15 protein-coding genes are annotated in these 13,275 nt (G+C 53.9%); 5 read left to right on the top strand and 10 right to left on the bottom strand.

The features are described 5' to 3' along the window. Positions 1 to 302: 302 nt before the first annotated feature. Positions 303 to 1,016 carry a YebC/PmpR family DNA-binding transcriptional regulator gene (locus tag CLV58_RS24625; RefSeq protein WP_106140500.1) on the bottom strand — a complete coding sequence of 238 codons (714 nt, stop codon included), beginning with the start codon at positions 1,014 to 1,016 and terminating at the stop codon, positions 303 to 305. Positions 1,017 to 1,133: 117 nt separating this feature from the next. Next, positions 1,134 to 2,408, bottom strand: coding sequence for a diaminopimelate decarboxylase (gene lysA, locus CLV58_RS24620; protein WP_106140499.1), 1,275 nt, complete (start codon positions 2,406 to 2,408; stop codon positions 1,134 to 1,136). Positions 2,409 to 2,450: 42 nt separating this feature from the next. Here lysA and CLV58_RS24615 point away from each other — a divergent pair, with 42 nt between their 5' ends. Both CLV58_RS24615 and CLV58_RS24610 read left to right on the top strand, forming a co-directional pair. Next, positions 2,451 to 2,741, top strand: coding sequence for a hypothetical protein (locus CLV58_RS24615; RefSeq protein ID WP_106140498.1), 291 nt, complete (start codon positions 2,451 to 2,453; stop codon positions 2,739 to 2,741). Positions 2,742 to 2,980: 239 nt separating this feature from the next. After that, the gene (locus CLV58_RS24610) at positions 2,981 to 4,285 is read left to right on the top strand and encodes an NCS2 family permease (RefSeq protein WP_106140497.1); all 1,305 of its coding nucleotides are present in this window, start codon (positions 2,981 to 2,983) and stop codon (positions 4,283 to 4,285) included. Positions 4,286 to 4,374: 89 nt separating this feature from the next. On the opposite strand, the gene CLV58_RS24605 is transcribed toward CLV58_RS24610, so the two are convergent. The 8 genes from CLV58_RS24605 to sufC form a co-directional block, all read right to left on the bottom strand. Beyond that, positions 4,375 to 4,806 carry a BrxA/BrxB family bacilliredoxin gene (locus CLV58_RS24605; protein ID WP_106140496.1) on the bottom strand — a complete coding sequence of 144 codons (432 nt, stop codon included), beginning with the start codon at positions 4,804 to 4,806 and terminating at the stop codon, positions 4,375 to 4,377. A gap of 112 nt (positions 4,807 to 4,918) precedes the next feature. Further along, positions 4,919 to 5,230 (bottom strand): DUF59 domain-containing protein, encoded by a 312-nt coding sequence (locus tag CLV58_RS24600; RefSeq protein WP_106140495.1) that lies wholly within the window; start codon positions 5,228 to 5,230, stop codon positions 4,919 to 4,921. After that, positions 5,230 to 5,661, bottom strand: coding sequence for a SufE family protein (locus CLV58_RS24595; RefSeq protein WP_106140494.1), 432 nt, complete (start codon positions 5,659 to 5,661; stop codon positions 5,230 to 5,232). The genes CLV58_RS24600 and CLV58_RS24595 overlap by 1 nt, the downstream gene beginning before the upstream one ends. A gap of 83 nt (positions 5,662 to 5,744) precedes the next feature. Beyond that, positions 5,745 to 5,945, bottom strand: a complete 201-nt coding sequence (locus tag CLV58_RS24590; RefSeq protein ID WP_245882455.1) for a type II toxin-antitoxin system RelE/ParE family toxin — start codon at positions 5,943 to 5,945, stop codon at positions 5,745 to 5,747. Then, positions 5,942 to 6,163: a hypothetical protein gene (locus CLV58_RS24585; protein ID WP_106140493.1), complete on the bottom strand. Its 222-nt coding sequence runs from the start codon at positions 6,161 to 6,163 to the stop codon at positions 5,942 to 5,944. The genes CLV58_RS24590 and CLV58_RS24585 overlap by 4 nt, the downstream gene beginning before the upstream one ends. 20 nt (positions 6,164 to 6,183) lie before the next feature. Then, entirely contained in the window at positions 6,184 to 7,422 is a 1,239-nt protein-coding gene (locus CLV58_RS24580) for a cysteine desulfurase (RefSeq protein ID WP_106140492.1), read from the bottom strand. A 194-nt stretch (positions 7,423 to 7,616) separates the two neighbouring features. After that, the gene (gene sufD / locus CLV58_RS24575) at positions 7,617 to 8,942 is read right to left on the bottom strand and encodes a Fe-S cluster assembly protein SufD (protein WP_106140491.1); all 1,326 of its coding nucleotides are present in this window, start codon (positions 8,940 to 8,942) and stop codon (positions 7,617 to 7,619) included. Positions 8,943 to 9,010: 68 nt separating this feature from the next. After that, positions 9,011 to 9,760 (bottom strand): Fe-S cluster assembly ATPase SufC, encoded by a 750-nt coding sequence (gene sufC, locus CLV58_RS24570; protein ID WP_106140490.1) that lies wholly within the window; start codon positions 9,758 to 9,760, stop codon positions 9,011 to 9,013. 259 nt (positions 9,761 to 10,019) lie between these two features. Here sufC and CLV58_RS24565 point away from each other — a divergent pair, with 259 nt between their 5' ends. The 3 genes from CLV58_RS24565 to CLV58_RS24555 all read left to right on the top strand — a co-directional run bounded on the left by CLV58_RS24565 (position 10,020) and on the right by CLV58_RS24555 (position 13,220). Then, on the top strand, positions 10,020 to 11,519 hold the full coding sequence (locus CLV58_RS24565; protein ID WP_106140489.1) for an arginine deiminase family protein: 1,500 nt from the start codon (positions 10,020 to 10,022) through the stop codon (positions 11,517 to 11,519). Positions 11,520 to 11,631: 112 nt separating this feature from the next. Next, positions 11,632 to 12,561 carry a citrulline utilization hydrolase CtlX gene (gene ctlX / locus CLV58_RS24560; protein WP_106140488.1) on the top strand — a complete coding sequence of 310 codons (930 nt, stop codon included), beginning with the start codon at positions 11,632 to 11,634 and terminating at the stop codon, positions 12,559 to 12,561. A 191-nt stretch (positions 12,562 to 12,752) separates the two neighbouring features. After that, complete coding sequence (locus CLV58_RS24555) at positions 12,753 to 13,220, top strand: MarR family winged helix-turn-helix transcriptional regulator (RefSeq protein ID WP_106140487.1); 468 nt, start codon at positions 12,753 to 12,755, stop codon at positions 13,218 to 13,220. Positions 13,221 to 13,275: the final 55 nt, after the last annotated feature.

Below are 13,275 nucleotides of genomic sequence, written 5' to 3'. Positions count from 1 at the left end.
GACGGGGAGTCTGAACTGGGACGGTCGGTCGAGCGACGGCACGGAGTTGCCCAGCGGCTTGTACTACTACCAGGCGACGGTGCGCTACGCGGTGCTGGACCGGGGTGCGCCCGCGCAGGTCTTCAAAGGCTACGTACAGATATTGCGCGAAGGAGTCAGTATGCGCTAATCACATCATTCAAAAACAAAGGCCACTGCTCAGCAGTGGCCTTTGTTTTTGAATGAGTTTGTCCGGAAGACAGCGCCCAGGGAGGGAAATCTTCTGTGTCTGTATGGTTATACTGCACAGAGGGCCAGCCTGCCTACTTCATGTTATGGTAAACCATCTGCACGTCGTCGTCTTCTTCGATGCGTTCGATTAGCTTCTCCACATCGGCAACCTCTTCGTCCGTCAATTCCTTGTAATCATTCGGAATGCGCTCGAATTCAGCCTGTTTGATCTCATAGCCTTTCTCTTCCAGAAACTTTTGAATGGAGCCGAAAGCCGTAAACTCGCCGTAGATGACAAACTGATTCGCTTCCTCATCGAACTCAATTTCATCACCACCCACGTCGATCAATTCCAGTTCCAGCTCTTCCTGATCGATACCGTCGGCCGGGATACGAAATACGGATTTTCGGTCGAACATGAAATCGAGCATTCCTTGCGTACCCAGGCTACCACCCAGTTTGTTGAGGTAGCTGCGAACGTTGGCAACGGTACGGTTATGGTTGTCGGTCGCCGTTTCGATGACCAGCGCAATGCCATGTGGTGCGTAAGCTTCGTAAACGATTTCCTTATAGTCTTCCTGCTCTTTAGAAGACGCTTTCTTGATAGCCCGGTCAACGTTCTCTTTCGGCATGTTTGCCGCCTTGGCATTCTGAATGATGGCCCGCAGCCGTCCGTTAGAGTCGGGGTCAGGGCCCCCGCTTTTCACGGCCATCACGATATCTTTTCCGATGCGGGTAAAGGTCTTAGCCATTTGGCCCCACCGTTTCATTTTCCGGGCTTTCCGGTATTCAAACGCGCGTCCCATTGCTTGGTTTATTGGTTTTGGGTATACGGTTTACAGGCTTCGGTAGCAAGGCTACGCTGACAATAAATGGTAGCAATGCGCGGCCCGCCGTGCTCTGTAGACCGAATACTGTAAACGTTATAAGTGTGTAACTTCTTCTGTGTTCAATACGGGTACGTCGACCTGACCGCGAAGCAGATCGTCGAAGGTGTCGCGTTGACGGATCAGGTACGGCGCACCATCGTAGATCAGCACTTCAGCCGGTCGGAAGCGAGCGTTGTAGGTTGAGGCCATACTGAATCCGTACGCACCGGCATTTTCAAACGACAATACGTCACCAGGCCGTACTTCGGGTAATGGCCGGTCGGTGGCAAACGTATCCGTTTCGCAAATGTAGCCGACCACGGTATACAGCTTTTCCGGACCTTCCGGGTTCGATACGTTCCGAATGTCGTGCCACGAGTCGTACATCATTGGCCGAATCAGGTGGTTCAGGCCCGAATCGACGGCAGCAAATGTCCGTGTCGGATTTTCCTTGACGATGTTTGTCCGAACCAGCATGTGCCCGCATTCGCTGACCAGGAATTTACCCGGCTCGAACCACAGTTCGAGGTCACGACCGTATCGTTCGCAAAACGACTGAAAAGCCGCGCTTACTTTCTGCCCCAGATCAGCAATATCCGTCACATGGTCGCCCGCCTTGTAGGCAACTTTGAAACCGCTGCCGAAGTCGATGAAACGGAGGTCCGTAAAGTCAGTAGCCATGTTGAACAGCACGGCGGCTCCGTCGAGAAACGCACTGGCGTTTTTAAAATCCGAGCCCGTGTGTACGTGCAGGCCAACGACGGTGATGTGGTACTGCTCGACAAGCCGACGAATATCGACCCGCTGTTCAACCGAGATGCCAAACTTGGAATCGGCATGACCAGTCGAGATTTTCAGGTTGCCCCCTTCGCTGATGTGTGGGTTGATCCGAATGCTGACGGGGACGCTGCTGCCGTAGGTTTGACCCACCCATTCGAGCAGCGACAGGCTGTCGACGTTAAGCTGAACGCCCAGTTCGATGGCTTCCTGAACTTCCGAAAACGATACGCCACTGGGGGTAAACATGATCTGCTCCGGCGTGTACCCCGCCAGTATACCCATGCGGGCTTCGTTGATCGAGACCGAATCCATCTCAACGCCCTGCTGCCGCATCAGTTTCAAAATCGATACGTTGGTTAGGGCCTTGGCGGCATACTTGATACGCAGATTTACGCCACTGAACGCCGACCGGAGTTCACCGATTTTTTCGATAATTTTGTTAGCATCGTATACGTACAGCGGCAGATCAAACTGATCGGCCAGACTAAGTACATCGACGCCCTGAATGTGGTAGCGGGCCGACTGACCCGGAGACGGTTCAAGTTGCATATCTGGGAAAAACGAACCGCAAAATTACGCCATCTTTTGCCCATGTCAAATACATACGTCGCGCTCGTTTTGGGCCTGTCCCTCAGTATACAGCCGCTGGCCGCGCAGGTTCGGCTGGTAACGCGCCGGGGAACGGCACAGTTGAGCCGCGATCTGTCGGCCGACTGGGAGCGCCCCCCCAGACCGGCTGAAGTGACCGCCGAGCAGCGCGGCCCTTCGAGCGACCCAGCCCTTCCCGATAAGGCATCCAACCCCGCCCCGGCTGCCGTCACCGACGAGCCCCCCGGCGTAGCAAACCGTCGGCGCAAACTTCGCCTGAATCAACGACGGTAGCTGTAGCCTGGACCCGCTCCGGCGACCCGGTCCCGGTCTGGAGGCCGTCAGGCCAATCACGTAAGGCGGATGACAACGATTCCGTACGTTTAATTTTCAGAATAACCGCCAAGGTAACTACGTCAGGCGGTAGCCATTTAGGTCGCTCTGCACCCACCCGGACCTGGAGGTCCAGGCTACACCCATATCGGAATCAACCGAATACTGCGTAGTTTGTGACGAATACAACGGTTACGACTATGACAACAACGACCCGCCGGACGGAAGTGCTTGCCGGTATCTCTACCTTTCTGGCGACGATGTACATCATTGTCGTCAACCCGACGATTCTAAGTCAGGCGGGGCTACCGTTCAGTGGCGTGTTGACGGCTACGGTACTGCTCGCGTTTTTTTGTAGTATTATGATGGGGTTGTACGCCCGTAATCCGATCGTCGTTGCGCCCGGCATGGGGTTGAATGCGTTTTTTACGTTCACAGCGGTCAAGGGTATAGGGCTTGCGCCAGAGGTCGCTTTGGGGGCCGTGTTCTGGGCAGGAATCATCTTTCTGGCGCTCTCCATTTTTAACATTCGATCGGCGCTGGTACGCGTCATTCCTCAGCCGCTTCGCTATGCGGTATCGGCGGGTATTGGCCTGTTTATTACGCTGACCGGCTTTGAGAGTGCTCATTTCGTGATTGGTAATCCCGCAACGCTCGTTGGGGCCGCACGCATTAGTGATCCCATTGTACTGACGTTTGTGATTGGGTTACTCCTGACCAGCGTGCTGGTGGTGCGAAACGTCACCGGGGCTATCATTATCGGTATCGCACTGACGACGCTATTGGCCTGGCCCATTGGGCGGTACTGGGGCGATGCATCAGCTATCAATTACGGGCAGAAAACACTTGTCAATCTGTCGTCAGTAATTGCCGCCCCCGATTTCTCGTTGATCGGTAAGCTGGATTTGTGGGGTTCGCTGCGTTGGTCGGTAGCACCGGTCATCTTCGCGTTTGCCTTTACCGATCTGTTCGACAGCCTGTCGACGTTCGTAGGGGTAGCCGAAGCCGGTGGCCTGATGGCGGAAGATGGTGAACCGCGCAATCTTCGTCAGTCGATGCTAACGGACGCGGTAGCGACGACGTTGGCCGGTGTGTTGGGTACCAGTTCAGGAACGGCCTATGTCGAGTCGGCGGTGGGGATTGCGCAGGGTGGGCGTACCGGCCTGACGGCAATAGTGGCGGGTTGCTGCTTTTTACCGTTTCTGTTCCTGTCGCCCCTGCTGTCTGCCGTTCCGGCGATTGCTACGGCTCCGGCGGTGGTGTTGGTCGGCGCATTTATGATGACACCCGTGGTGCGCATCAACTGGGAAAAACTCGATGATGCCATCCCCGCCTTTCTGGCGCTTGTACTGGTGCCGTTTAGTTACTCGATTACACAGGGATTAATCTGGGGCTTCCTATCGTGGACGGTCATCAAGCTGGCCGTAGGTAAATCCAGCGAAGTACCGCCTGGCCTATGGATCGTGGATGTGTTCTGCGTCCTGTCGCTTGTATCGGAAGGATAAAAAAAGTCAGTCCGCTAAACAGCATGGCTTAGCGGACTGACTCAATTATACACAGCATCACGACAGCAGGGACGCTGTCTGAGACAAAATTAAGCCGTTGCGGGCGTGCAGAACTCGTCGAGCACCATAACCAGGTGTTGAGCGATCATCTGTGCCGACCGACCTTCGATGTGATGCCGTTCAACGAAATGAACCAGCTCACCGTCTTTGAACAAGGCAATCGAGGGCGATGATGGTGGATAAGGCAGCAGGTATTCCCGCATACGGGCTGTTGCTTCCGGATCGCCACCGGCAAATACCGTCAGCAACTGATCGGGCTTAACCGGTGAAGCCGCTACGGCTGCTTTCACGCCCGGACGAGCCGCACCCGCTGCGCACCCGCAAACCGAGTTTACGATGACAAGCGCCGTACCTTTCTGATCGGTCATGGCCGAATCCACTTCGGCTGGCGTAGTCAGTTCCTGAAACCCGACGCTCGTCAGGTCTTCCCGCATCGGGACAAGCAAATGAGGAGGATACATAATGATTAATTAGTTGTAATGTGTAGCCCAGACCTCCTGGTCTGGTAGCCGCGCCGGCGGCTAAAGCGTTGGTATAAATTAGCCTAACGGCTACCAGACCAGGAGGTCTGGGTTACATAAATCCCAATTCCAGCTTCGCGACTTCGGACATGAGTTCGGTAGAATAGGGCGGGTCGAAGGTAAGCTCTACGCTCACATCGTTGACACCCTGAATCTCACGAACTTTCTCTTCAATCTCGCTGGGAATCGTACCGGCCGACGGGCAGGAGGGCGATGTCAGCGTCATCAGGATATACACGTTGTTAACGGGGAATACCTTGATGTCGTAAATCAAACCCAGTTCGTATACATCGACCGGGATTTCGGGATCGTAGACGCTTTTCAGCGCCAGTACGACCTGTTCCTTCAGTTCTTCGTCAGTCATCACTGCACAGAATTGGCCGAATACGCCCGGCCGTAGGCTTTCATGCGCTCGATCATGGACGCCAGACCACCCGCCCGCAGCGATGTGATCAGATTACCCATGCCGACGCGGGGAATGAAATAAAGATCTGCATTAGCAATATCCTCCGGCTTTTGGTCGGATAAAACCCGAATCAGCAGACTGATAAGCCCTTTCGAAACCTGGGCTGTCGGCTCACTGTCGCCGTAAAAACGAATGGTATCGCCCTGTAATTCAGCGTCAAGCCATACTTTCGACTGACAACCCATAATTCGGTTCTCGTCGGTTTTGGCTGACTCCGGCATTGGCGGTAGTTTCTTGCCAATGTCGATAATGTATTGCGTCTTGTCGAGCTGATCGTCAAACAGATCAAATTCGTCGATTATCTCGTCCTGTTTCTCGTTGATTGTCATTACTATAGCTTGCCAAGCGGTCTGCCCATCGGGCGCACGGCAAGGATCGTTACCTTGTTATCCTGTGTACTGTAAACAACCCGCTAGCTACCCGCAAAAATTTCACGAATAAACGAAATATAATAGTCCGGTACGATGCGCCCCATTTCAGGAAACTGCTCCACTAGCGTGAGCTTACGTGCCAGTTGATCTGACCAATCATCAGCCACAGCAGCGGACTGGTCAAATAAATATTCATAAATAACGCGAACCTCTTCTTGCGCTGATTCTTTCCAGCTAATCATGCATTACGATTTACTTCGGCCACTTTTTTCTGTCTAGTGTCACGCAGCATTTGCATGACCTGTTCGTTTGAGACCTCAGCAGTTTCGAGCAGTCGGCTCTCTATCATTTTGATAAAAAGAATACGCTCTATCAACTCTTCAGAAGAAACTCTGTCTGGCAACTCACCGAGCGCAGCTAATACCTGATTTTTGTCCAGTAAGATTTCACCTGTATGCATAACTCAAGCCGTTTAAATCCTTACAGCATCATTTTCTGAACCCGGCGGATACCCTGAACGAGCCGGTCAATCTCGTCTTTGGTGTTGTAAACGGCAAAGGACGCCCGTGTAGTTCCGGCAATGCCAAAGCGATGCATCAACGGCATGGTGCAGTGGTGACCCGTCCGTACGGCGATACCCTGCTGATCGAGGATAACACCCATATCCTGGTGGTGAATGCCATCCATGACAAACGATACGACGCCAATCTTTTCCTTCGCCTGACCAATAATCCGCAGCCCATCGATCTCGCTCAGTTGCTCCGTTGCGTAGTGGAGCAACTCCAGTTCGTGCGCAGCAATGGCTTCCTTACTCAGCTGACCGATGTAGTCGACAGCCGCTTTCACAGCTACGACGTCGGCTATGTTGGGCGTACCTGCTTCAAACTTGTACGGAATATCGTTGTAAGTCGTTTTTTCGAACGTCACCTCACGGATCATCTCGCCACCACCCCGGTAGGGCGACATGGCTTCAAGCAACGCTGTTTTGCCGTATAGCACACCCATACCCGTTGGGCCGTAGAATTTGTGCGCCGAGCAGACAAAGAAATCAGCGTCGAGGGCCTGCACATCGACGGGTAAGTGCGACGACGACTGGGCACCATCAATCAGCACAACGGCACCCGCAGCGTGGGCTTTCTCGATGATCGTTTTAACCGGATTGACCGTACCCAGTGAGTTCGACGCGTGAACGACGGAGACCAGCTTTGTTTGCTCCGACAGCAGTGCGTCGTACTCGTCAAGAATCAGGTCGCCCTGCTCATCGACCGGGATCACTTTCAGGACGCAGCCGCGCTCTTCGCAGAGCATTTGCCAGGGTACGATGTTGGAGTGGTGCTCCATGCCCGAGATAATGATCTCGTCGCCCGCGTTGAGGAAGCGACGGCCATAAGCCTGCGCCACCAGGTTGATACCATCGGTGGTGCCGTAGGTAAAGATAATCTCCTGCCAGTGTGCAGCGTTCAGAAACGACTGCATGGCCCGGCGTGACGCTTCGAAAGCGGCCGTTGCCTGCTCCGCCAGGTGATGAATACCCCGGTGAATATTGGCATTGTACCCCTCGTAATAATTCGTAAGCGCATCGATCACGGCGCGGGGTTTCTGCGTCGTAGCGGCATTATCAAAATAGACCAGCGGCCGATTGTTGATCTGCTGATCGAGTATGGGAAAATCCTGCCGGATTTGCTGAATATCGAGAGACGGGGCAATAGCCGTTTGCATGAGACTGTCTGGTGTTACTGTATAAACAACAGGCTGAGCGCGGGAAAGGTGCAAAAAAATCGGGGATTAACGAAGTCTCGTCAATCCCCGATTTTGTCGTTCCGACGTTAGGAGGAACCTTCGGCAAAAGCAGTAAAGTGCTACTAGCTACTGAAGATTCCTCCTGACGTCGGAATGCCAAAGAATAGTTACTGTTACTTCGTCAGCTTGGCCGTTATGACACCTTCCAGATAGTCGCGGATTGGCTGAATCTTGATCTGACTCAGTACATCCTGCGCGAAGGCATACAGCAGAAGCGTCCGGGCTTCGTCTTTTGGAATACCCCGCGACCGCATGTAGAACAGGGCTTCGTCGTTCAGCTGTCCCGTCGTTGTACCGTGCGAACACTTCACGTCGTCAGCGTAGATTTCAAGCTGCGGCTTGGTGTTCATCGTCGCGTTGGGCGACAGTACAACGTTTTTGCAGGATTGATACGCATTGGTTTTCTGCGCGTCGGGCCGAACGAAAATCTTGCCGTTGAATACGCCGGTACCGCTGTCGTCCAGAATACCTTTGTACAATTCGTTGCTGTACGAATTCGGCATGGCGTGATCGACAAGCGTGTGGTTGTCGACGTGCTGACGGCCGTTTGGCATGTACAACCCGTACATAAACGCTTCGGCGTATTGACCATTCAGCACGATGTTCAGGTTGTTGCGAACGAAGTTGCCGTTCAGCGTGACGGTAGCCGCGTAGAAGTGGCTATTATCCGTCTGATGAACCTGCGTCGTACCGATGTGATACGCCTGATTGGTTTCGTCCTGCACCTTGTAGTACTGCATCCGGGCGTCGCGGTCCAGCGAAATCTCGGTTACGATATTGACGAAACTACTGTTGTCGCCCAGCGTGCGGAACGACTCGGTTACGGTCACCTCGGCGTTTTTACCGACCAGAATCAGGTTACGCGGCTGCGATGCTACGTTGTTGACACGGGCGTCGCTGATGAACCGCAGAATAATGGGTTGCTCGACCTGTGCGTTGGCCGGAACCCGAATGACGACACCATCCGTAGCCAGCGCCGTGTTCAGTGCCGTAAACGCGCTGTCTTTGTAATCGGCGTATCGGGCAAAGTGAGCCCCAACGCCATCTGGATCAGCTTTGATACTATCGGCAAGACTACCAATCTGCACCTGATCGGCCGGGCTAACGATGTGCGACATCTCAGCCTGATAATGACCATTGACGAAGTACAGTACGTTACCTTCCAGATTCGGAATCTCCAGCGACGACAGTTCGTCGGCAGTCAGTGTCGACGTCCCGTCGATGGTGAAACGCTGCTTGATCAGGCTGTTCACGTTGGAGTATTTCCACTCCTCGTGCCGGATGGTTGGAAAGCCGAGCTGATCGAACGCAGTCAGTGCCTGCCGCCGAACCTGGTGCAGGGCAGTTTTGCTTTCGCCGTTCAGGCGCTCCTCACCCTCCCGGAAGGCGGTCAGCAGCTGGTTTTTGAAATCAGTATATGATTCGTAAGTCGGAGTCATTTGTTGGTAGTTTGAAACGGCCCGTCGTAGCGGTTGGAATGTTGGGGTCGAGTCACTACGGAACGGATTTAGGCCACTTCCGCCTTGATCCAGTCGTATCCTTTTTCTTCTAGTTCGTAAGCGAGTTCTTTCGGGCCTGATTTAACAATCCGCCCCTTGTACAGTACGTGGACAAAATCCGGGACGATGTAGTCGAGCAGGCGCTGGTAGTGCGTGACGACGATGGTAGCGCGCTCCGGCGATCGCAGTTTGTTGACACCTTCGGCCACGATGCGCAGGGCATCGATATCGAGTCCGGAATCGGTTTCGTCCAGAATGGCCAGCTTCGGTTCGAGCATTGCCATCTGGAAGATTTCGTTCCGCTTTTTCTCCCCGCCCGAAAAGCCTTCGTTCAGCGAGCGGCTCAGCAGCGACTGGTCGATGTTGACCAACTGCATCTTTTCCTTCATCAGCTTCAGAAACTGCACGGCGTCGAGTGGTTGCTCACCCCGGTATTTCCGGATCTCGTTCATGGCCGTTTTCAGGAAGTTCGTCGTGCTGACGCCCGGAATCTCAACCGGATACTGGAAAGCCAGAAAAATACCCTCGGCTGCCCGCTCTTCGGGAGCCATATCCAGCAGGTCCTTACCGTCGAACAATACGCTGCCACCCGTTACCTCGTAGTCTTCCCGACCCGCCAGTACCGACGCCAGTGTGCTCTTCCCGGCTCCGTTAGGACCCATAATTGCGTGAACCTCACCGGCTTTTACCTCCAGGTCGAGCCCTCTTAATATCTGCTTTTCGCCGATGACGGCCTGTAAATTGCTGATGGATAACATAATAGGTTGTAGCGTGACGGCCAAACAAAGCCGCAAAGTTAGCAGACGAAACGGTATCTGCCTTTTTAAGACAACAAAATAGGGGTCTTAAAAGTTGACGGCCGTTCCGCTATTTAGAACACCTCCAGCTAGCTGGCTGAAATTAGTGGGTAAGCGAGGTGGTTGGTTGCCATCGGGACAAAGCAGCGCAGCGTGTGGATCGATCAAAAAAGCGTACATTACCCGCCCGGTCGGCTTACTAGTAGTGACCGGATTGCGTATGTACGAACAACAGCAAACCACAGAAAGGAATTCGCTGAACACCTTATATTTGGCTGATTCAGCGGCTTTTGCCGTCAATGTTTCGTCAGAAATTGGCCGACTGCGCCGATTGCTGATTCACAGCCCCGATCGGGGGCTTGGTAAAGTCATCCCCTCGAAAGCTCAGGACTGGCTTTTCGAAGACATCGTGCATCTGGACATGATGCGCCGGGACGAGTACGATTACTACGTTAAACTATTGTTGTATTTTCTGGAGCCTGACACGGTGCGCGGCCGGGTCAATTCGCTGGGCGACAACAACCGTTCGTTCTTTAAACCCGACAGCCCCGATTACTTCCGGTCGACGAACGTGATCGATATTCAATGGCTGCTGTCGGATATTCTGACCGACGATACGATCCGGACCCGACTGATTGCGGCTATCTGCGGAATCGAGCGCACGTCGTTTCAGACACAACAGACGCTGCTGGAATTAGATCCGGTCGAACTGGCCAAGGTGATGATTTCGGGCTCGCTGACCGACCGTACGATGCTGTTTGCTCCGCTGCCCAATTTCATCTTTACCCGCGACATTGGTATCGTTATCGGCGACCACGTGCTACTGAACAAACCCGCCAAATCGGCCCGGACGCGCGAGGCTTTGCTGGCCCAGTACATCTTTTTCAACCACCCGCTGTTTGCCCCGTATCGCGATAAGATCATCGAGATACCCGATAACGAACACGCCTTTCTGCTGCCCGACGCTGATCTGAATCGTGACCTGACCCGCTCGACGCTGGAAGGGGGCGACGTGATGATGATTGCACCCCGTCATCTGCTGGTGGGTGTGAGCGAGCGGACAACGCTTTACGCGGCTCAGCAGGTGATGCAGCTGGTGTTCGACCGGAATCTGGTCGATACGGTGACGATCATCAAGATTCCGAAGAAGCGGGATTACATGCACATTGACACGGTGTTTACGCAGGTGAGCCGCAATACGTGGGTGCTGCTGCGCTCACTGGGCCGTACCGGCGACGAAACCCGCAAACGCGACGTGCTTCACTTCTTCGCGGCTAAAGATCTGTCGGAAGAACTGAAAATTCTTCAGTTCACGAAAGGGCAGGAGCAGAAACCCGTCGAGATTGAGAACCTCGAAGATTTGCTGGTCAGTATCAGCCAGAAGGATCTGGGCGCGACGGAACCGATCCGGTTCATTTATTCGGGTAACGATGAATTTCCATTTGGTGCGCGCGAACAGTGGACGGATTCATGTAACCTGCTGGCGCTGAAAGACGGCGTCGTGGTAGGCTACGATCGCAACGACAAAACGGCTGAAGCGTTCCGGGAAGCGGGCTTTGACGTGGTTGGCGCGGCCGAGCTGCTGCAACGCTTCGACCGGGGTGAATCGTCGCCCGATACGATCGAAAAAACGTTTATCATGTTGCCCTCCGCCGAACTGAGCCGGGCGCGGGGTGGGTCGCATTGCATGAGCCTGCCGCTACTCCGGGACGCTATCTAGTGACTACGCCGGAGAGCGCTGACAATGGCGTTTTCTTTTTGCGTACTTTTAAGCCGGAAGCCAGTTGAATACGTGTGGTTTCCGGCTTCATTGACCACTTGTTTATTCCCATATGCAATCACAGGCAACGTCTACCATTCTCATGATTCGCCCGGTTCGGTTCGGGTTCAACCAGCAGACGGCTGCGTCCAATGCTTTTCAGGATAGTGAAATGGCGGCCCGGACCAGCAATGCGGCTCAGGCCGACGCCCGGCAGGAGTTCGATGATATGGTGCAGCAACTGAAAGCGAGTGGCGTAGACGTGCTGGTCTACGACGATACCGACGAACCGCACACGCCCGATTCACTTTTTCCGAACAATTGGGTATCGTTTCACGCCAGCGGAACGGTGGTCCTGTATCCGATGCAGGCCGAAAATCGCCGGGCCGAACGGCGTCAGGACATCATCGATGAACTGGCCAAAAAATACCATGTCGCCCGTGTCGTTGACCTGACGCATTTCGAGCAGGAGGGTAAGTTTCTAGAAGGTACGGGCAGTCTGGTCCTCGATCGGATGAACCGGGTTGCCTTTGCCTGTCTGTCGCCCCGTACGGATGCGGATGTGCTGGCTGAGTTCGGTAAGCAGACGGGTTACAGAACCATCGCCTTCCACGCGGTCGATGCCAATGGCACGCCCATTTACCACACCAACGTGCTGATGTCGATTGGCGATACGTTCGCTATCGTCTGTCTGTCGGCCATCGCTGACCCCGACGAGCGGCTGATGGTGCGGCAGGAACTGGAGTCATTGGGTAAGCGCGTGGTCGACATCACGATGGAGCAGATGACCCATTTCGCCGGTAATGTGCTGCAAGTGAAAGCCCGGCAAGGCAACAAATTGCTGGTCATGTCGACCCAGGCCTTCGAGTCGCTCACTCCGCAGCAGATCAGCCTGCTCGGCGAATACGCCAACCCTGTCCATTTCGACCTGCACGTTATCGAGGGAAACGGGGGCGGCTCGGCCCGCTGCATGATGGCGGAGGTGCATTTGCCGTTGAAGTGAGAAGAAAGAGAAAAGACGAAAGAATAAAGACATTAGAGAAAAGATAGTAGAAGAAAGAAAAAAGAGGTGAGATGAAGGAAGGGTTGGATACCAATCTTTCATCTCACCTCTTTTTTCTTTCTTCCATAATTTTTGCTTGCACATACAAATATGATCTGTACCTTTGTAGTACGCAAACAACAAATACGGCAATGGACGTAGTAAGTGAGTGTAAAGCAGGGAGTGGCGAAAAGAATGGAACGCGGTTCAGTGCCTGTCTGCTGTTTTCAGCAAATGCACTGGCGCGGGCGATCACCGCTATCGGCGACGAAGAGTTTGGCCGGGTTGGTCTGTCTTATTCGCACGCTTACCTGCTGTCGGAGGTCATCAGTCAGCCCGGCATTACACCATCAGCGTTGAGTGATACGTTGTACCTGACGCCCTCGACGATTACCCGCCTGGTTGAAAAACTGGAGCAGAAACAGCTTGTCCGGCGCGAGTCGGAAGGAAAGAAAACGCTCATTTTACCGACACCTGCGGGTGAGGCTTTGCAGGCGGACATCAACGACGCCTGGAATCGGGTTGGGCAGCGATATGCAGCGGCTATCGGCGAGACAAATGTTTGTCAGCTAACCAAGCAGGTCTTTCAGGCAGCTAAATCCCTGACAGGCGACGAGTAACGGGCAACGGTATCGATCACCACAGTACGATTTTTTTTTGCATGTGCAAACAACT

Origin of the sequence: Spirosoma oryzae, assembly GCF_003002825.1 — a bacterium.
Lineage (GTDB): Bacteria > Bacteroidota > Bacteroidia > Cytophagales > Spirosomataceae > Spirosoma > Spirosoma oryzae.
Note: the sequence above shows the minus strand (reverse complement) of the source record. Positions and strands in the feature narration are given on the sequence as shown.

Excerpts from the sequence above, each read along its gene's own strand:
- CLV58_RS24625 (WP_106140500.1), bottom strand. The coding sequence starts at position 1,016 with ATGGGACGCGCGTTTGAATACCGGAAAGCCCGGAAAATGAAACGGTGG.
- lysA (WP_106140499.1), bottom strand. The coding sequence starts at position 2,408 with ATGCAACTTGAACCGTCTCCGGGTCAGTCGGCCCGCTACCACATTCAG.
- CLV58_RS24615 (WP_106140498.1), top strand. The coding sequence starts at position 2,451 with ATGTCAAATACATACGTCGCGCTCGTTTTGGGCCTGTCCCTCAGTATA.
- CLV58_RS24610 (WP_106140497.1), top strand. The coding sequence starts at position 2,981 with ATGACAACAACGACCCGCCGGACGGAAGTGCTTGCCGGTATCTCTACC.
- CLV58_RS24605 (WP_106140496.1), bottom strand. The coding sequence starts at position 4,806 with ATGTATCCTCCTCATTTGCTTGTCCCGATGCGGGAAGACCTGACGAGC.
- CLV58_RS24600 (WP_106140495.1), bottom strand. The coding sequence starts at position 5,230 with ATGACTGACGAAGAACTGAAGGAACAGGTCGTACTGGCGCTGAAAAGC.
- CLV58_RS24595 (WP_106140494.1), bottom strand. The coding sequence starts at position 5,661 with ATGACAATCAACGAGAAACAGGACGAGATAATCGACGAATTTGATCTG.
- CLV58_RS24590 (WP_245882455.1), bottom strand. The coding sequence starts at position 5,945 with ATGATTAGCTGGAAAGAATCAGCGCAAGAAGAGGTTCGCGTTATTTAT.
- CLV58_RS24585 (WP_106140493.1), bottom strand. The coding sequence starts at position 6,163 with ATGCATACAGGTGAAATCTTACTGGACAAAAATCAGGTATTAGCTGCG.
- CLV58_RS24580 (WP_106140492.1), bottom strand. The coding sequence starts at position 7,422 with ATGCAAACGGCTATTGCCCCGTCTCTCGATATTCAGCAAATCCGGCAG.
- sufD (WP_106140491.1), bottom strand. The coding sequence starts at position 8,942 with ATGACTCCGACTTACGAATCATATACTGATTTCAAAAACCAGCTGCTG.
- sufC (WP_106140490.1), bottom strand. The coding sequence starts at position 9,760 with ATGTTATCCATCAGCAATTTACAGGCCGTCATCGGCGAAAAGCAGATA.
- CLV58_RS24565 (WP_106140489.1), top strand. The coding sequence starts at position 10,020 with ATGTACGAACAACAGCAAACCACAGAAAGGAATTCGCTGAACACCTTA.
- ctlX (WP_106140488.1), top strand. The coding sequence starts at position 11,632 with ATGCAATCACAGGCAACGTCTACCATTCTCATGATTCGCCCGGTTCGG.
- CLV58_RS24555 (WP_106140487.1), top strand. The coding sequence starts at position 12,753 with ATGGACGTAGTAAGTGAGTGTAAAGCAGGGAGTGGCGAAAAGAATGGA.